An 18472-nucleotide genomic window follows, 5' to 3' on the forward strand; every position below is an offset into this window, starting at 1 on the left:
TTGCAACACGCCGCTCCCGGCTCCATCGCCGCGCCCGGGCAGGGCTTGCGCGCCTCTCCGGATTCATCTGTCTCATCCCTTTCTCCCGCATCCCGCGCGCGCGTTCGGCTTAAGCGCGCGTCCTTCGCCCCCAGCTTGAACCGCGCGCGAGCCGTCCTGCCCGGCGGCCTGCGCGCGGCGACTCCACGAACCGGCCCGCCCCGACGGCCGTTCCCGCCCGAACCGCTTCTTTATCTACGTTGACTCCCATGACGAAAGTACTGCGTTTCACCGATCTGATCGCCGAAGGCAAAGTCTCCGGCAAGCGTGTGTTCATCCGCGCGGATCTCAACGTGCCGCAAGACGATAACGGCAACATCACCGAAGATACGCGCGTGCGCGCCTCGGTCCCGGCGATCAAGGCCGCTCTCGACGCGGGCGCGGCCGTGATGGTCACGTCGCACCTCGGCCGTCCGACCGAAGGCCAGTTCAAGCCGGAAGACTCGCTCGCGCCGGTCGCGAAGCGTCTGTCGGAGCTGCTTGGCCGCGACGTGCCGCTCGTCGCCGACTGGGTCGACGGCGTTCAGGTCCAGCCGGGCAACGTCGTGCTGTTGGAAAACTGCCGCTGCAACAAGGGCGAGAAGAAAAACGACGACGGCCTCGCACAGAAGATGGCGAAGCTCTGCGACGTCTACGTCAACGATGCGTTCGGCACCGCGCACCGCGCCGAAGCCACGACGCACGGCATCGCGAAGTACGCGCCTGTCGCGTGCGCGGGACCGCTCTTGGCCGCTGAACTCGATGCGCTCGGCAAGGCGCTCGGCAACCCGAAGCGTCCGCTCGTCGCGATCGTCGCGGGCTCGAAGGTGTCGACCAAGCTCACCATTCTCAAGTCGCTCGCCGAGAAGGTCGATCAGCTCATCGTCGGCGGCGGCATCGCCAACACGTTCATGCTCGCGTCGGGCCTGAAGATCGGCAAGTCGCTCGCCGAAGCCGATCTCGTCGGCGAGGCGAAGGAAATCATCGAACAGGCGCGCACGCGCGGCGCATCGGTGCCGATTCCGAGCGATGTCGTCACCGCGAAGGAATTCGCCGCGACCGCGAAGGCGGAAACGAAGCCCGTCGCCGACGTCGCCGACGACGACCTCATCCTCGATATCGGCCCGGACACCGCGAAGGCGCTCGCCGCGCAACTCGAAACGGCCGGCACGATCGTCTGGAACGGACCCGTCGGCGTGTTCGAATTCGACCAGTTCGGCAACGGCACCAAGACGCTCGCGCAGGCCATCGCGAATTCGTCGGCGTTCTCCATCGCCGGCGGCGGCGACACGCTCGCGGCCATCGCGAAGTACGACATCGCCGACAAGGTGAGCTATATCTCGACCGGCGGCGGCGCGTTCCTGGAATTCCTCGAAGGCAAGAAGCTGCCCGCGGTCGAAGTGCTCGAATCCCGCGCCGGGGCTTGAGGCGTTGGCCGCCCGAAACAATCCGGCGAAAGCAGGAAAGAAGGGCGCGCCAGCCGGCGGCGCGCAAACCGAAGAAATGGAAAACGGCGCCGCGCTCGACGCGGCCGCCGAAGCAGCGCGGGTGATCGCGGAAGCGGCTCAACCCGATCAGACGGCGCCCGAAGACGAATCGGTGATTCCGGAAACGCCTCCGGTCATCATCGGCGGCGTGCCCGCCCATGCCCTGAATGAAATCGACAAAGCGACGCCGGCACGAACCGGCGCGCGCGCGCAACCGGTGAGCAACACCTCACTGCAAGCGCAACGTGCTCGCGGCCTCAACACGGGCGTTCCTACAGAGACGAGGAAAGACATGCATCGCGCTACCAAGATTGTTGCCACCATCGGCCCGGCTTCAACGAGCCCGGACGTCCTGCTGCAAATGCTGCAGGCGGGCCTCGACGTCGTTCGCTTCAACTTCTCGCACGGCACCGCCGACGATCACCGCCAGCGCGCCGAAATCGTCCGCGAGGCGGCGCGTCAGGTGGGCCGGGAAGTCGCGATCATGGCGGACCTGCAGGGCCCGAAGATCCGCGTCGGCAAGTTCGAGAACAACAAGACGATGCTCGTCGCGGGCAATCCGTTCATCCTCGATGCGAACTGCACGCTCGGCAACAACGAGCGCGTCGGGCTCGACTACAAGGATCTGCCGCGCGACCTGCGCGCGGGCGACGTGCTCCTGCTCAACGACGGCCTCATCGTGCTCGACGTGGTGCGCGTCATCGGCGAAGAGATTCACACGACGGTGAAGGTCGGCGGCGAGCTCTCGAACAACAAGGGCATCAACCGTCAGGGCGGCGGTCTCACCGCGCCCGCGCTGACCGAGAAAGACATGGAGGACATCAAGACGGCGATGTCGCTCGGCGCGGATTTCGTCGCGGTGTCGTTCCCGAAGAACGCGACCGACATGGAAATGGCGCGTCAGCTCGCGAACATCGCGGGCGCGCCGTACGGCATCAAGCCGAAGATGATCGCGAAGATCGAGCGCGCCGAAGCCATTCCGGCGCTGCAAGGCATTCTCGACGCATCGGACGGCATCATGGTCGCGCGCGGCGATCTCGCGGTCGAAGTCGGCAACGCGGCGGTTCCGGCGCTGCAAAAGCGCATGATCCGCATGGCGCGCGAGTCGAACAAGCTCGTGATCACCGCCACGCAGATGATGGAATCGATGATCCACGCGCCCGTGCCGACGCGCGCCGAAGTCTCCGACGTGGCGAACGCCGTGCTCGACGGCACCGACGCCGTGATGCTTTCCGCCGAAACCGCGGCCGGCAAGTATCCGGTGACGACGATCGAAACGATGGCCGCCATCTGTATCGAAGCGGAGAAGTCGGAAGAATCGCAGCTCGATCGCGATTTCCTCGACCGCACGTTCACGCGCATCGACCAGTCGATCGCGATGGGCGCGCTCTTCACGGCGTTCCATCTCGGCGCGAAGGCCGTCGTCGCGTTGACGGAATCCGGCTCGACCGCGCTGTGGATGTCGCGTCACTGGACGCACGTGCCGATCTTCGCGCTGACGCCGCGCGTGTCGAGCGAACGGACGATGTCCCTGTACCGCAACGTGACGCCGCTGCACGTGGACACCAACATGGACCGCGACACGGCGCTGAATCAGGCGCTGGAAGTGGTCGTGTCGAAGGGTTACGCGGCGCGCGGCGATATGGTCGTGCTGACGGTCGGCGAACCGATGGGCCAGGCAGGCGGCACGAACACGCTCAAGATCGTGCGCGTGGGCGATCACTTCTAAGCGTTTTTGAGAACGCTGCGCGGTCAAACGCCGCGCGATTTGTCGCAAGTCCGGAGCGAGCGCGGTCCCAGCAGCCGCGCTCGTTTCGTCAAGCGCGCAGGACGATGAAGCCGAAAACCGCCCGAGAGCGAGTTCGCGCGCTGAAGAATTCGTTTCACTTATGGAGTCTCACCACAATGCCTCTCGTATCAATGCGTCAACTGCTGGATCACGCTGCGGAAAACGGTTACGGTCTCCCGGCGTTCAACGTCAACAATCTGGAACAAGTGCAGGCGATCATGTCGGCGGCGAACGAAGTCAACGCGCCCGTCATCATGCAGGCGTCCGCTGGCGCGCGTAAGTACGCGGGCGAAGCGTTCCTGCGTCATCTGATCGAAGCGGCGGTCGAGTCGTATCCGCATATTCCGGTCGTGATGCATCAGGATCACGGTCAGTCGCCCGCGGTGTGCATGGCCGCGATCCGCTCGGGCTTCACCAGCGTCATGATGGACGGCTCGCTCGAAGCCGACGGCAAGACGGTCGCTTCCTACGAGTACAACGTCGCGGTGTCGAAGCAGGTCGTGGAGTTCTCGCATTCGATCGGCGTCACGGTCGAAGCCGAACTGGGCGTGCTCGGCTCGCTCGAAACGATGAAGGGCGACAAGGAAGACGGCCACGGCGCCGAAGGCACGATGACGCGCGAGCAGCTTCTGACCGACGTCGAGCAGGCCGCCGATTTCGTCAAGCAGACGCAATGCGATGCTTTGGCGATCGCGATCGGTACGTCGCACGGCGCGTACAAGTTCTCGAAGAAGCCGACGGGCGATATCCTCGCCATCGACCGCATCCGCGAAATTCACCAGCGCATTCCGAACACGCACCTCGTGATGCACGGTTCGTCGTCGGTACCGCAGGAATTGCTGGCCGAAATCCGCGAATTCGGCGGCGACATGAAGGAAACCTATGGCGTGCCGGTCGAGGAGATTCAGGAAGGCATCAAGCACGGCGTTCGCAAGGTGAACATCGACACCGATCTGCGCCTCGCGATCACCGGCGCGATCCGCCGCTATCTGTTCGAAAATCCGTCGAAGTTCGATCCGCGCGATTATCTGAAGCCCGCGCGCGAAGCAGCGAAGGAAATCTGCCGCCAGCGCTATATGCAGTTCGGCTGCGAGGGCATGGCCGGCAAGATCAAGCCGGTTTCGCTCGACAAGATCGCCGAAAAGTACAAGTCCGGCGCGCTGGCTCAGATCGTGAAATGAGACTGATCTGAATCAGCCGGGTTTTGTAAAGTAAAATCAACGGGTTCCGGGTTCGGAACCCGTTCGTCTTTCTCCTCGCCGCTTCCCACGTCGAAGCGGCGAATCACTTTTTTCCGGTACATGACGATGTCCACGCTATACGAATCCACGATCAAATCGCTGCCGCTGCTCGGCCGCGGCAAGGTCCGCGACAACTACGCCGTCGGCGACGACAAGCTCCTTATCGTGACGACCGACCGGCTTTCCGCATTCGACGTCGTCATGGGCGAGCCGATTCCGAACAAGGGCCGCGTGCTCAACACGATGGCCGATTTCTGGTTCGAGAAGCTCGGCCACATCGTGCCGAACCACAACACGGGCATCGATCCGGCGACGGTCGTCGCGGCGGACGAAGCCGAGCAGGTGAAGGGCCGCGCGGTCGTCGTGAAGCGCCTGGAGCCGATTCTCGTCGAAGCCGTGGTGCGCGGTTATCTCGCGGGCAGCGGCTGGAAGGACTATCAGGCGACGGGCGCGGTGTGCGGCGTCGAACTGCCGCCGGGCCTGCAAAACGCGCAGAAACTGCCCGAGCCGATTTTCACGCCTGCGGCCAAGGCCGAAATGGGCCATCACGACGAAAACATCACCTACGATGAGATGGAACGCCGCATCGGCACGGAGCTTTCCGCGACGATCAAGCGCATTTCCATCCAGTTGTACAAGGAAGCGGCCGAGTACGCGGCGACGCGCGGCATCATCATCGCGGATACGAAGTTCGAGTTCGGCCTCGACAACAAGGGCGATCTCTATCTGATGGACGAAGTGCTGACCGCCGATTCGTCGCGCTTCTGGCCCGCCGATGGCTATCAGGTGGGCACGAATCCGCCGTCGTTCGACAAGCAGTTCGTGCGCGACTGGCTCGAAACACAGCCGTGGAAGAAGGAACCGCCCGCGCCCAAGCTGCCCGACGACGTGATCGCGAAGACGTCGGAGAAGTATCAGGAAGCGCTCCAGCGTTTGACCGGCAAGACGCTCGACTGAGTAAGAAAGATGACGAACGAAGTACACAAGAACGAAGCGCCGCTCGTCGGCGTGTTGATGGGCTCCAGTTCCGACTGGGACGTGATGAAGCATGCCGTCGCGATGCTGCAGGAATTCGGCGTGCCGTACGAGGCACAGGTCGTCTCGGCGCACCGGATGCCGGACGAGATGTTCGCCTATGCGGAAAGCGCGCGCGAGCGCGGCCTGCGCGCGATCATCGCGGGCGCGGGCGGCGCGGCGCATCTGCCGGGCATGCTGGCCGCGAAAACCACGGTGCCGGTGCTCGGCGTGCCGGTGGCGAGCAAGTATCTGAAGGGCGTCGATTCGCTGCATTCGATCGTGCAGATGCCCAAGGGCGTGCCGGTCGCGACGTTCGCCATCGGCGAGGCGGGCGCGGCGAACGCGGCGCTCTTCGCGGTATCGATATTGAGCGTCACCGATGCGAAATTCGCCGATGCGCTCGCCGCTTTTCGCGTGAAGCAGAATCAGGCGGCGCGGGACATGACGCTGCCGCCGCTGTGATCCCACTTCGCAATCTGGCCCAACGATGAATCCACAAAACTCCCCGATCTCTCCCATCCTGCCGGGCGCATGGCTCGGCATGGTCGGCGGCGGCCAGCTCGGCCGCATGTTCTGCTTCGCCGCGCAATCGATGGGCTATCGCGTCGCCGTTCTCGATCCGGATGAGACGAGCCCCGCTGGCGCCGTCGCGGATCGCCATATCCGCGCCGCCTACGACGACCGCGCCGCGCTCACGGAACTCGGCCGACTGTGCGCGGCAGTATCGACGGAATTCGAGAACGTGCCGTCCGCCAGCCTCGAATTTCTCGCGTCGTGCACGTTCGTGAGCCCGGCGGCGAGTTGCGTGGCGATCGCGCAGGATCGCGTCGCGGAGAAACGCTTCATCGCGGAATCGGGCGTGCCGGTCGCGCCGCATGTCGTGATCGAATCGACGGAAGCGCTCGCCGCGCTGCCCGACGAGAAGATCGCGGCCGTGCTGCCGGGCATTCTCAAGACCGCGCGTCTCGGCTATGACGGCAAGGGGCAGGTCAGCGTGCGCAACGTCGCGGAATTGCGCAACGCGCATGCGTCGCTGTCGGGCGTGCCGTGCGTGCTGGAAAAGCGCATGCCGCTGAAGTACGAAGTGTCCGTGCTGATCGCGCGCGGCGGCGACGGCAAATCGGCCGTGTTTCCGCTCGCGCAGAACGTGCATGTGAACGGCATTCTCGCGAGGACGGTCGTGCCCGCGCCCGATGCGCCCGATGCGCTCGTCGCGCAGGCGCAGGACGCCGCGCTGACGATCGCCGCGAAGCTCGGTTACGTCGGCGTGCTGTGCGTCGAATTCTTCGTGCTGGAAGACGGCTCGCTCATCGCCAACGAAATGGCGCCGCGCCCGCACAATTCCGGCCACTACACCGTCGATGCCTGCGCCACGAGTCAATTCGAGCAGCAGGTGCGCGCGATGACCGGCATGCCGCTCGGCGACACGCGCCAGCATTCGCCGGCCGCGATGCTGAATCTGCTCGGCGATATCTGGTTCGATGGCGACAAGGCGCGTTCGCCCGCGTGGGCGGAAGTCGCCGCGATGCCGGCGGCGCGGCTGCATCTGTACGGCAAGGAAGAGGCGCGCCGGGGCCGCAAGATGGGCCACATCAACTTCACGGCGGCGACGCTCGAGGAAGCGCGCACGGCGGCGCGTGACTGCGCGCGCATGCTGCATATCCCGCTCGATTGAGTTTTTTCGTAGTAGAAGCAATGACCATCATCTATCCGAGCGCCGCGCAGATCGACGAAGCCGCGGCCCTGCTCGATGCCGGCGAACTCGTCGCGTTTCCGACCGAGACGGTCTACGGGCTTGGCGGCGACGCCGAGAATCCCGAGGCCATCGCGCGCATCTATGCGGCGAAAGGGCGGCCGGCGAATCATCCGGTGATCGTGCATCTCGCGCCCGAGGCTGATCCGGGCTATTGGGTGCGCGAGTTGCCCGCCGATGCGCAGAAGCTCATCGATGCGTTCTGGCCCGGCCCTTTGACACTGATTCTCAAGCGCGCCGCGCATATTCCGGCGGCGGTCAGCGGCGGACAGGATTCGGTGGGCGTGCGGTGCCCGTCGCATCCGGTGGCGCAGCAATTGTTGTCGGCGTTTCATCGGCGGCGAATGGGGACGGGCAAGCAGGGCGGCGTCGCGGGGCCGTCGGCGAATCGTTTCGGGCATGTGAGCCCGACGACCGCGCAGCACGTTCGCGACGAGTTCGGCGATGCCGTGCATGTGCTCGATGGCGGCGCGGCGGATGTCGGCATCGAATCGACGATTCTGGATTTGTCGCGGGGCTTTCCGGCGCTGCTGCGGCCGGGACATGTGAGTCCGCGGCAGATCGCGGATGTCATCGGGATCGCGCCGAAGCTGCCGGATGGATCGGATGCGACCGCGCCGCGTGCTTCCGGGACGCTGAAGGCGCATTACGCGCCGCGCACGCCGCTTTTGCTGCTGCCGTTCGCGTCGATCGAGCCGTTGCTTCGTAATCGTGACGGGAAGATTGCGCTGGTGGCGCGGGCGTCGAGCGCGGGGGAATGGGCGCGGGCTGCCGACGTTCACTTCGTGGCGGCGCCTGAGGATCCGCAGACTTACGCGCGCGATCTTTATGGCTTGCTGCGGGCGCTGGATCGGGCCAATGTCGAGCGGATTCTGATCGAGAAGCTGCCGGAGACGGTGGAGTGGATTGCTGTCAACGATCGGCTTGGCAGGGCGGCGGCGGCGTTCGAGGCGGAAGAGTGATTACTGGACTTTGCGCCTGTTTGTGAAAGATGGGTTTGGGGGATTTTGCTTTCCGGTCAGGAAGTTATGATGCAGGGGTTCCTCCGCGTGCGCGGAGATAGACCGATAGTCGATTGCCTTCTCGACCCAGTCCCAGCGGTTCCTCCGCGTGCGCGGAGATAGACCCATCCGGCGCTGGATGCGTACGCTTCCGCTGTAGGTTCCTCCGCGTGCGCGGAGATAGACCGTACTAGAACGTCAAACTGGACCGTATCGACGAATTCCTCCGCCCCGCGGAGCCTTTCTCACCGCAACAAAAAAAACCGCTCGGGCGATCCCTCGCCCGAGCGGTTTTTCATCCTAAAACCCCAACCCTTACTTCCCCAACCCCGTCGCCGCAATCGTCTGCTCCGCGGCCTGCGCATACAGCGCGTGCAGATGCGTCGTCGGATGCACGGTATCGGCGTACATGTACGTCTGATCCGCGCCCGCGACCGTCAACGTTTCCGGCGAGCAGAACAGCGACGTCGCGAAATCCTGCGGATTCGGCTCGCCGTACTTCTGCGCGGCCGCGGCCATCGCCTTCAGGTTGCACGCGGTGCCCGTATTCGACACCGTGAAGCCTAACTGCTGATAGTTCGCGGTGATCTGCGCCAGCTTCGGCGGCGTATCGAGGTAGATGACCTTCGACTTGATGTTGAGCGCCTGCAACGTCTGATCGAGCGCAGTATTGAACCCGATCGAAGCGCTCGAAAGACCGGCGCGCGTGACCGCGTCGCTCATCGTGCCCTGCGGCGTCGTGCCGATATCCGGCACGTTCGATACCAGCACATGCGTCGCGCCGTGCTGCAGGATCGTCGCGACGATTCCGCCGAGTTGCTTGGCCGCCGTGATGATCGCAGTGGATGCATCGGCCTGCGAGATCGCGCCGGCCTTAACCAACTGCAAGTTGTAAAGGACGTCGTTCGCGCCGCCATTCACGATGACGAGCTGATTCGCGTTGAAACTGCCGTGCGCCGCAAGGTAGTTCTGCACTTGCGTCGCGACCGGCACGGTCAACGCGCCCGCGTAGCTGTTCGGATCGGTGGCGTGACCGATGCCCATGGGATTCGTCACGCGCGCGCCGCCTTGCGCATAGCCGAGTCCCGACTGATTCGTCGGCGCAACCCCAAACCCCCCCGTCATCGCCGGCGTCAGCGTATCGCCGTAATACTGCGCGACGTTCTGCACCCACACCTGACCCGGATTCGTCGTGAACCGTCCGCCGCCGAAGTTCGCGGCCGCGACCGGCGCATACGTGCCGACATCGGAAAGGCTGTCGCCGAACGACACCACTTGCAGCTTCACGCCGCCCGCGGGCGTCGAATTGTTGTCATCGCCGCCGCCGCCGCACGCGGCGATCAGGGCGAAGGCCGCGCTGGCCGTCGCGACTTGGGCAAAGCGCACCAGTGCGGCGCGCGTCGAGCGTTGCTTCTTCATGACCTCGTCTCCCTTCTTACCTGTTTTCTAGTTCGATTACGGCGTCAGACCGTGTCGCGGTCTTCATGCCGCTAGCTGCGAGTTTAAGCGATGCCGCGCGCCATCCTGGCGCGCGCGCAGCTTACGGCCGAGCGCCGTGCCCGACAGCGTACACGCGGCGCGCGTCTTTCCGAACGCGACTTCGTAGAAGAAATCTTCGGTGTTTGCAGACGCCCGTGCCCGCTCAATCCGCCACGCCCGGCCGACGCGCGCCTTCGTAGACCCATTCGAGCAGCGCATCGTGCGCGGCGCGCGCGGCCTCGGCGCGCGGATCGTTGATGAAACTCACGACCACATAGCTCTCGCCGTTCGCCGCGCCGACATAGCCCGCGATCGCGCGCACGTCGCGCAGCGTGCCGGTCTTGATGTGCGCGTTGCCGAGCGCGCCCGCGTTCGTTAGACGGTTGCGCATGGTGCCGTCGACGCCCGCGATCGGCAGCGATTCGACGAACACCTGCGCGACCGGACTCGCGTTCGCGGCCATCAGCAGATCGGCGAGCGAGATCGCGGAAATATGCTCGTCGCGCGAAAGGCCCGAGCCGTTGTCGAGCACGAGACCGTTCATCGGCAGGGCGCTGCGTTTCAGGAACGCCTGGATCGCCGTCGCCGATTTCGCCGTCGTCGCGGGCGGCTTCAGTTGCGCCGCGCCGATCGTCAGGAACAGGTTGCGCGCCATCACGTTGTTGCTGAACTTGTTGATGTCGCGCACGACATCGGACAGCACCGGACTGCGATGCGTGCCGACGAGGCGCGCATTCGACGGCGTCGGGCCTTCGCGCGTCGTGCCTGCGAACGTGCCGCCCGCCTGCTTCCAGAGCGCGAGGAAACCGCCCGCGAAGAAGGTCGAATGATCGAGCGCCGCGACGTTGATCGTGCGCGAGCCGCAACGCAGCGGATAGTCGCCGACGAACGACGCCTGCACGAAGCCGCCCTGCGTCTGCGCGACGCTCGGCGACGCCGCCGAAAGCGAGCCGACGCACGCGCCGCGCGTCACGCGCAGTTCGTTGTCGATCTGAAGTTGCGCGAGTTGCGGCAATACGTCGATGGATACTTGTCCGTCGGCGTTGGGCGTCAGCGTGAAGGACAGCGATTTGAACGCGTAAAGCAGCGGATCGGGGCCGACGTTGTAGGGCGCGCTGTCGTCGTTGTCGAACGCGGGCAGATCGCGCGTCGACGCGTCGAAGTAGCGCTTGTCGAGCACGAGCGCGCCGTCGATGCCCGTGATGCCGTTCTTGCGAATCTGATCGACGAGATCGATCAGCTCTTCCGGCACGAGCTTCGGATCGCCCGTACCCTGAATGTACAGATTGCCGTGCAGCACGCCTTGCGCATCGAGCTGGCCGTCGGCGTACGCGGTCGTCTTCCAGCGATAGTCCGGGCCGAGCATCGAAAGGCCCGAGAAGGTCGTGACGAGCTTCATCGTCGATGCGGGCAGCATCGGCTCGTTCGCGTTCACCGAGACGAGCGGCAGCGGCGCGCCGACACGCTGCACGACGACGCTCATCGACGACAGCGGCACATGCGCGTGCGCGAGCGCCGTCATCACCGATGCGGGCAGCGGGCCGGCCGGCACGACCGCTTTCGCGGCGCGCTCGGCTTTCGCGCGCTTCGACTTCGCCCCGCCGATGGCCGCGCGCTGCGGCGCGTGACCTTGCGCATCGGCCTTCGAGCCGCCGCCGCGCGCATCGGCATCCGGCATATGGCCGAGGGCCGCGCAGGCGAACGCTGCGGCCAGAGCGTACGAAGACAGTCGGCGAGAGAAGGAACGGAAAACGGGCGGCATGGACGAGCGTTGTTCTTGGCTGGATGACGAGCGGCGGCGCGTGGCCGGGCGGGGTCGCGCCGCGAGGAAGCGGCTATTGTAGACAAGCTGGCTTGCGGAAATCGTACGGGTAAAAAATCATTGCACGACGCGCTTCGGGTGCGGCATGCGGTTGTCCTCCGATGCTGGACGATCGGCGCCGTTAAGTCCCGTTTAAGCCCCGCGCGGATACAATGACTCGCGGCCCCCGGCTGCCCCACGTAACCATCAACGGACATGTGCCATGCGAATCCTGCTTGTCGAAGATGACCGGATGATCGCCGAAGGCGTGCGCCGTGCGCTGCGCGCGGACGGCTTCGCAGTCGACTGGGTCCAGGACGGCGAGGCCGCGCTCACGGCGGTCGCGGGCGAGTCCTACGATCTGATGCTGCTCGATCTCGGCCTGCCCAAGCGCGACGGCCTCGACGTATTGAAGACCCTGCGCGCGCGTTCGAACTCGCTGCCGGTGCTGATCGTGACGGCGCGCGACGCCATCGCGGATCGCGTCAAAGGACTCGACGCCGGCGCGGACGATTACCTCGTCAAACCTTTCGATCTCGACGAACTCGGCGCGCGCATGCGTGCGCTGATCCGCCGTCATGCGGGGCGCGGCGAATCGCTCGTTCGGCACGGTGAACTGACGCTCGATCCGGTCGGTCATCAGGTGACGCTCGCGGGCAATCCCGTGTCGCTGTCGGCACGCGAATTCGCGCTGCTCGAAGCGCTGATGGCGCGGCCCGGCGCAGTGCTGTCGAAGAGCCAGCTCGAAGAAAAGATCTACGGCTGGGGCGAGGAAATTGGCAGCAATACGGTCGAGGTCTACATCCATTCGCTGCGCAAGAAGCTCGGCGCCGATCTCATCCGCAACGTGCGCGGCCTCGGCTACATGGTCGCGAAGGACGCCTGATGCGGTCGATCCGCCGGCAATTGCTGATCTGGCTGCTTGCGCTCGTGATCGTCGGCGTGGGCTTCGCGGGCTGGCTCATTTACCGGCAGGCGCTCGCCGAAGCCAACGAACTCTTCGACTATCAGCTTCAGCAGATCGCGGCCGCGCTGCCGTCCGAGCCGTTTTCTTCGGTGCTCAGTTCGCGCAGCGAAAGCGACGAAGGCGTCGTCATCCAGATCTGGAATCGCAACGGCGCGCTGATGTACTTCTCGCATCCGCGCGTGCCGCTCGCGCCGCATGCCGAACTCGGCTTCTCCACGGAGATGACGCCGCGCGGCGAATGGCGCGTGTATAGCGCGATCGTCGGCGATAACGTCGTGCAGCTCGCGCAGCCGCTGTCAATCAGAAATCGCGTCGCGGCGGGCGTCGCGTGGCGCACGCTGTGGCCGCTCGTGCTGCTGCTGCCGCTGCTCGGGCTCGCGATCTGGGTGATCGTCGGGCTCGGGCTCGCGCCTTTGCAACGCGTCACGCGCGCGCTCGACACGCGTCATCCGGAAGCGCTCGATCCGCTGCCGGATCGGCCGCTGCCGCAGGAAGTGCGGCCGGTCGTGCGTGCGCTGAATGCGCTGCTGTCGCGCTTGTCGGCGGCGCTCGACACGCAAAAGGCCTTCGTCGCCGATGCCGCGCACGAGCTTCGGACGCCGCTCGCCGCGGTGCAGATTCAGGCGCAGCTCGTCGCGCGCGCGCAGGATGACGAAACGCGTCGCGAGGCGCTCAGGGATCTGCACGAAGGCATCGCGCGCGCGACGCGGCTTGCGGAGCAACTGCTGGCGCTCGCCCGCTCGGAACCGGATGGCAAGGCGGCGTTCGCATCGGTCGATCTCGCCGCGCTGCTCGAATCATGCGTGCGCGGCTCGGTGCTGGTGGCGCAGCAACGCGGCGTCGATCTCGGCATCGAGGAGAGCGAACCGGCGACCGTGAACGGCGATCCCGATTCGCTGCGCGTGATGTTCAACAATCTCATCGACAACGCGACGAAGTACACGCCTCGCGGCGGCCGCGTGGACGTGTGCCTTCGTCTCGCCGATGGCCGTCCCGTCGTCGAAATCTCCGATACCGGGCCGGGCATTCCTCAAGAAGAGCGAGAAAGGGTGTTCGACCGGTTCTATCGCGTGGGCGAAGGGGCGAATCGCGCGCGCACGGATGTGTCCGGCAGCGGCCTCGGGCTCGCGATCGTGAAGCGGATCGCGCAGCAGCATGGCGCGACGGTGACGCTGGCGGAGTCGAGCGCGGGCGGTCTCAAGGTGGCCGTAACGTTCTGATGCGCGTGGCCGCCGCGCCGAAGCAAGCCGCTCTTTCTCCTCTTTTAAGAGCGGTTTAAGCGACGCCCCGTAACCTTGCTCCATCGATAAAGCGCGCTCCGTGAGAGCGCATCCCTCGTCAGGAGCACACACGATGAAAGCGAAGATTCTTACCCGCAGCGCCGTCGCGGCTGCCGTTGCCGTCGCCTTGTCGGCGGGTTACGTGGCGGGTCATAACAACGTTCCTGCACCGCAAGTCATCGCGCCCGCGCAAGCCGCCGCGATGATGCCCGCCGAAGCCGCGGCCAAGACGGGCATCCCCGATTTCTCCGGTCTCGTGGAAACGTATGGCCCGGCCGTCGTCAACATCAGCGCGAAGCACGTCGTCAAGCAGACGTCCGCGCGCAGCGGCCAGAATCAGTTGCCGATGGACCCCGACGATCCCTTCTATCAGTTCTTCAAGCGCTTCGGCGGCATGCCCGGCTTCGGCGGCGGCGATGGCGGCCCGCGCGCGGATCGTCCGAGCGAAGGCCTCGGCTCCGGCTTCATCGTCAGCAGCGACGGCTACATCCTCACCAACGCGCACGTCGTCGATAACGCGAACGTCGTCACCGTGAAGCTCACGGACAAGCGCGAATACCGCGCGAAGGTCATCGGCGCGGACAAGCAGTCGGACGTCGCCGTGCTGAAGATCGACGCGAAGAGCCTGCCGACGGTGAAGATCGGCGATCCGAACGGCAGCAAGGTCGGCCAGTGGGTCGTCGCGATCGGCTCGCCGTACGGGTTCGACAACACGGTGACGTCGGGCATCATCAGCGCGAAGTCGCGCGCGCTGCCCAACGAGAACTACACGCCGTTCATCCAGACCGACGTGCCGGTGAATCCGGGCAACTCGGGCGGGCCGCTTTTCAATCTGCAAGGCGAAGTGATCGGCATCAATTCGATGATCTATTCGCAGACGGGCGGCTTCCAGGGCCTTTCGTTCGCGATCCCGATCAATGAGGCGATCAAGGTCAAGGACGCGCTCATCAAGACGGGTCACGTCGATCGCGGCCGTCTCGGCGTGACGGTGCAGGGCATGAATCAGACGCTCGCGAATTCCTTCGGCATGAAGTCGCCGCAAGGCGCGCTCGTGAGCTCGGTCGAGCCGGGCGGGCCGGCCGCGAAGGCGGGTCTGCAACCGGGCGACGTCATCACGGCGCTCAACGGCGAGCCGGTCACGGATTCGACCTCGCTGCCGTCGCAGGTCGCGGGTCTCGCGCCGGGCACGTCCGCGAAGGTCACGGTGTGGCGCGACAAGAGCGCGAAGGATCTCAGCGTGACCATCGGCGCGTTGAAGGACACGAAGACCGCGAGCGCGAAGACCGGCGGCGGTGACGAATCGTCGGCGCAGGATGCGCGCCTCGGCGTCGCGGTGCGTCCGCTTACGCCGGAAGAAAGGCAGAACGATTCGCTCTCGCGCGGCCTGCTCGTGCAGCAGGCGGGCGGCGCGGCAGCGAACGCGGGCATTCAGCCGGGCGACGTGATTCTCGCCGTCAACGGCCAGCCGGTGACGTCCGTGCAACAGTTGAAGTCGATGGTTCAGCACGCGGGCGACAGCATCGCACTTTTGATCCAGCGCGACGACGCGCAGATCTTCGTGCCTGTCGATCTCGGCTGACGCAGCGCATCGGCGGCCGCGACGCGGGCACGAAGCATGCTCCCGGGTTCCCTGGTGCCCCATCGCGTGAAACCGACGCATCGGGCGTGACGCCGCCGGCGCTTTCGAGCGCGGCGGCATCGGAAAAAGGAGCTGAAAACATGACGAGCAGAACCACGGGCAGGCTGGCGGCCGCGCTTCTCGTTGCGGCGGCGAGCGCGAGCATGGCGGGCAGCGCCTGGGCGCAGCAGGCGAGCGGCGCCTCGGGCGGCACGGCGACCGATTTGTCGAGCGCCGGCAACACCAACGGCGGCGGCCTGCCGCAGATCGAGCAGCAAGGCGACGTTTCGTATACGTCGGGCGGCGTCGGCCTCGACGAGTCGCGCGCATTGTTGCGCGAACAGGCGCACTGGCCGCTATCTCTGCGCTTCACGGGGCCGACTTCCGATTACCTTTCGGGCGTGCATGTGCGCGTCGTCGGCGGCAAGGGCGGCGAGGTGCTGTCCACGGAATCGATGGGACCGTACATGCTCGTCAAGCTGCCGCCCGGCAACTATACGGTCTACGCGAAGTACAAGGATCAGGAGAAAAAGCAGGCCGTGACGGTCGCGGGGCCGGGCAAGGCCAAGGCGGCATTCCACTGGAACATTCAGTAAGCGCGGGCGTCGAAAGGGAAACGCCCGGGCTGTCGAAAGCGCTCACGCAGGATCCGAAGTTTGTCTCATAATTAAGCCACGGGTGTCTCGATGACTCGTGGCTTTTTCTTTGGAAGCCGGTTCTTACGCGGAGGGGCAGCACGATGGGCACGCAACTGAACGTCGGGCACGAAACGGCGCATCACATCGAGATCACGCTGAACGGGCGGCGCTGCCGCGTGATCCATCAGGGCGTGACCTACGCCGATACGCACGCATCCCTCACGCTCGTCGAGCAGGGCGCGGAGAAAGTGCACTACTTTCCGCGCGCCGACGTGAACATGGCGCGCCTCGAACGCTCGATTCACACCACGCACTGCCCGACGAAGGGCCAGGCGACGCACTATCATCTGCTGACCGAAGACGGCCCGGTCGAGAACGCCGCGTGGAGCTACGAAGCGCCGCTCGACGCCGCCGCGAAAATCAAGGGCTATCTCGCGTTCTACGGTTCGCGCGTCGATCGCATCGACGAGACTTCCTAGGCGCGCATCCGAACAGACACCTTACATCCGCTCCGCCATAACGAACGCATGCGATCCTTGTCCCGGAGGCTCGAATGGAAGTCACCGATGCGCTGTGCGTTCCGCTCGATTGCGCGCACGTCCGCGAGGCGCTCTCCGATCTCGCGTTGCTGCGCGCGAGCCTCGACAATTGCGAATCGTTCACGCGCACGCCCAACGGCGAGTATGTCCTCACGCTGATCGTGCCGCTCGGCGCGCTGCGGGCGCGCTACGAAATTCGCGCGCACGCCGCCGGGCGCACGCGACAGGCGGCGCATGAAGAAGGGGAAAGCGACGCGTCGCACGACGGCGCGTACGCGCGCACGCTGAGCTTCAAGGCGCGCGGCGAAGGCGTCGGCTCATTGCGCGGGCAGATCGCGGTCGCGCTCAATCCCGATGACGACGGCGCCGCGACGTGGATCGAATACACCGTCTGGGCGACGGTCTCGGGACCGCTCGCCGGCTTGCCCGCGCGTCAGATCGAAAACGCGCTTCGTGAAGGCGCCGACGATTTCTTCGCCGAGTTCTGCGAAGTGGTGCGTGCGAAGCACGGCTTGCCGTCGATGCGCGCGGCAGGCGCAAGCGCCGAGCGCCGGCATGTGTTCTTGCGGCCGGGCGCGATGTCGGCGGCGTTCTCGCGTCGCTCGGGCGCGATGCGCGGGCACTCCGCCGACGCCCACGCGAGCGGCGTGCTGCGGCATCGGCTGCACGGACACGGATTCGTGCACAACGACCGCGATCATTCCCACGATCCGCATCCGCTCGGCCTGCCGATATGGGCGTGGGCGGCGATGCTCGTGTGCATCGCGCTGTTCGCGTATTTCGCGCAGCACATCGGTTCGCAATAGACGGCGCGAATCAGGCGCTCGCGGGCATCAGCAGCGACGGGCTGCAGCGCAATGCGTCGAAGCATGCGTCGATGAGCGCTTCGGCGTCGCGTTCCGGATGAACGATGTCGGGCAGCATCAGCGAATCGTGCAGGATGCCCGTGAAGAGACAGTGGAGCATGGTCATCGCGCGGCGCGTGTCGAGCGTCGCCGGAAGCTGCTTCTTTTCGACGGCGTTGCGCAGCGCGCGCTCGATGCGCTCCATGCCGTCGCGCATGTTGTTCTGATGCCGCTCGCGCACCGGCCCCATTTCCTCGACGAATTCGCATTTCATGAAGAGGATGTCGAAGACGCGGCGCCGCTGCTCGTCGGTCGTGATGTTGCGCATGCACCAGACGAAGAGTTCATGCAAACGCGCGAGCGGGTCTTCCTCCCTGCCGTCCAGCGTGGATTCCACGAGTTCGTCGAGCGGCAAAAGGCTGCGGTCGAACATCGCGTTGAAGAGATCGCCCTTGTTGGCGAAATGCCAGTAGATCGCGCCGCGCGTGACGCCCGCCGCCTGCGCGATGTCCGCGAGCGTCGTGCGCGATACCCCTTTTTCGTAGAAGACGCGCTCGGCCGCGTCGAGTACGCGGTTGCGCGTCAACTGCGCTTCTTCCTTGGTTCGTCTGACCATATCCTGCGGCCGGTGGCCGTCTGCTCCTGCTACTGCCGTTTGAAAGCCGCTCTGAGGACGACTCTGTCGAAGGTTCGTCGAACGTAATCGATTCCCCGGAGCGGTTTCTTCTCATCGCCAATGGGGAGAAACACGTACGGTTTTTTACATTCATTCGTGAATGTATATACAATACCACCCGTTTACGAATATTCACAAATTCATCCGGCGGGCGGATTTCGCATAAGCTTGCGTTTCCATTGCCCGTTCTGGCCGTCCTGTGGCCACGGGCGACGCCTCCGAGCGTCGCGCACGGGTATGAGGCGTCACGCGCAGGCTGGCGTCGCCGCTCACTCGCCGGACAAGTTGGTGTATTCACAGCGTCCCGAAGGACGCTCGTGCGC

Annotated in this window: 17 protein-coding genes; 13 read left to right on the forward strand and 4 right to left on the reverse strand. The window is 65.3% G+C overall.

The genetic code is table 11. The annotated features are described in order from the left end of the window. Window positions 1-248: 248 nt before the first annotated feature. From NCS67_RS02000 to fba, 3 genes are all read left to right on the forward strand, one after another. Window positions 249-1445, forward strand: a complete 1197-nt coding sequence (locus NCS67_RS02000) for a phosphoglycerate kinase (protein WP_008351325.1) — start codon at window positions 249-251, stop codon at window positions 1443-1445. A gap of 352 nt (window positions 1446-1797) precedes the next feature. Further along, window positions 1798-3234 (forward strand): pyruvate kinase, encoded by a 1437-nt coding sequence (pyk, locus tag NCS67_RS02005; protein WP_008351324.1) that lies wholly within the window; start codon window positions 1798-1800, stop codon window positions 3232-3234. 176 nt (window positions 3235-3410) lie between these two features. Next, the gene (fba, locus tag NCS67_RS02010; RefSeq protein ID WP_008351323.1) at window positions 3411-4475 is read left to right on the forward strand and encodes a class II fructose-bisphosphate aldolase; all 1065 of its coding nucleotides are present in this window, start codon (window positions 3411-3413) and stop codon (window positions 4473-4475) included. On the opposite strand, the gene NCS67_RS02015 is transcribed toward fba, so the two are convergent. After that, the gene (locus NCS67_RS02015; RefSeq protein ID WP_160172878.1) at window positions 4460-4609 is read right to left on the reverse strand and encodes a hypothetical protein; all 150 of its coding nucleotides are present in this window, start codon (window positions 4607-4609) and stop codon (window positions 4460-4462) included. The two genes, fba and NCS67_RS02015, sit on opposite strands and share 16 nt — an antisense overlap. Between NCS67_RS02015 and NCS67_RS02020 the strand changes: the two genes are divergently transcribed. The 4 genes from NCS67_RS02020 to NCS67_RS02035 are packed head-to-tail and all read left to right on the forward strand — an operon-like array spanning window position 4602 to window position 8267. Beyond that, on the forward strand, window positions 4602-5492 hold the full coding sequence (locus NCS67_RS02020; RefSeq protein ID WP_034470824.1) for a phosphoribosylaminoimidazolesuccinocarboxamide synthase: 891 nt from the start codon (window positions 4602-4604) through the stop codon (window positions 5490-5492). The two genes, NCS67_RS02015 and NCS67_RS02020, sit on opposite strands and share 8 nt — an antisense overlap. A gap of 9 nt (window positions 5493-5501) precedes the next feature. Then, window positions 5502-6014 carry a 5-(carboxyamino)imidazole ribonucleotide mutase gene (purE, locus tag NCS67_RS02025; RefSeq protein ID WP_008351321.1) on the forward strand — a complete coding sequence of 171 codons (513 nt, stop codon included), beginning with the start codon at window positions 5502-5504 and terminating at the stop codon, window positions 6012-6014. Window positions 6015-6039: 25 nt separating this feature from the next. Then, window positions 6040-7227, forward strand: a complete 1188-nt coding sequence (locus NCS67_RS02030) for a 5-(carboxyamino)imidazole ribonucleotide synthase (RefSeq protein WP_008351320.1) — start codon at window positions 6040-6042, stop codon at window positions 7225-7227. A gap of 20 nt (window positions 7228-7247) precedes the next feature. Next, entirely contained in the window at window positions 7248-8267 is a 1020-nt protein-coding gene (locus tag NCS67_RS02035; protein ID WP_034470722.1) for an L-threonylcarbamoyladenylate synthase, read from the forward strand. A 354-nt stretch (window positions 8268-8621) separates the two neighbouring features. Here the strand turns inward: NCS67_RS02035 and NCS67_RS02040 are convergent, their stop codons facing one another. Both NCS67_RS02040 and dacB read right to left on the reverse strand, forming a co-directional pair. Continuing rightward, the gene (locus NCS67_RS02040; RefSeq protein WP_008351318.1) at window positions 8622-9725 is read right to left on the reverse strand and encodes an SGNH/GDSL hydrolase family protein; all 1104 of its coding nucleotides are present in this window, start codon (window positions 9723-9725) and stop codon (window positions 8622-8624) included. A 223-nt stretch (window positions 9726-9948) separates the two neighbouring features. After that, entirely contained in the window at window positions 9949-11547 is a 1599-nt protein-coding gene (gene dacB / locus NCS67_RS02045; RefSeq protein ID WP_033536528.1) for a D-alanyl-D-alanine carboxypeptidase/D-alanyl-D-alanine endopeptidase, read from the reverse strand. Between the two features lie 262 nt (window positions 11548-11809). Here dacB and NCS67_RS02050 point away from each other — a divergent pair, with 262 nt between their 5' ends. The 6 genes from NCS67_RS02050 (at window position 11810) to NCS67_RS02075 (ending at window position 17434) form a co-directional block, all read left to right on the forward strand. Then, window positions 11810-12472, forward strand: a complete 663-nt coding sequence (locus tag NCS67_RS02050) for a response regulator (RefSeq protein ID WP_008351316.1) — start codon at window positions 11810-11812, stop codon at window positions 12470-12472. Beyond that, window positions 12472-13773, forward strand: a complete 1302-nt coding sequence (locus NCS67_RS02055; protein WP_034470724.1) for an ATP-binding protein — start codon at window positions 12472-12474, stop codon at window positions 13771-13773. Before NCS67_RS02050 ends, NCS67_RS02055 begins: the two co-directional genes overlap by 1 nt. 133 nt (window positions 13774-13906) lie before the next feature. After that, entirely contained in the window at window positions 13907-15412 is a 1506-nt protein-coding gene (locus NCS67_RS02060; protein WP_008351314.1) for a DegQ family serine endoprotease, read from the forward strand. A 140-nt stretch (window positions 15413-15552) separates the two neighbouring features. Then, on the forward strand, window positions 15553-16047 hold the full coding sequence (locus tag NCS67_RS02065; RefSeq protein WP_008351312.1) for a hypothetical protein: 495 nt from the start codon (window positions 15553-15555) through the stop codon (window positions 16045-16047). Between the two features lie 143 nt (window positions 16048-16190). Continuing rightward, entirely contained in the window at window positions 16191-16568 is a 378-nt protein-coding gene (locus NCS67_RS02070; protein WP_250433797.1) for a DUF427 domain-containing protein, read from the forward strand. A 74-nt stretch (window positions 16569-16642) separates the two neighbouring features. Further along, window positions 16643-17434 carry an SRPBCC family protein gene (locus NCS67_RS02075; protein ID WP_250433807.1) on the forward strand — a complete coding sequence of 264 codons (792 nt, stop codon included), beginning with the start codon at window positions 16643-16645 and terminating at the stop codon, window positions 17432-17434. 10 nt (window positions 17435-17444) lie between these two features. Here NCS67_RS02075 and NCS67_RS02080 read toward each other — a convergent pair whose 3' ends face one another. Then, entirely contained in the window at window positions 17445-18089 is a 645-nt protein-coding gene (locus NCS67_RS02080; RefSeq protein ID WP_250433810.1) for a TetR family transcriptional regulator, read from the reverse strand. Between the last annotated feature and the right edge of the window lie 383 nt (window positions 18090-18472).

This window comes from Caballeronia sp. ATUFL_F2_KS9A (assembly GCF_023630765.1).
GTDB classification, from domain to species: Bacteria; Pseudomonadota; Gammaproteobacteria; order Burkholderiales; family Burkholderiaceae; genus Caballeronia; species Caballeronia zhejiangensis.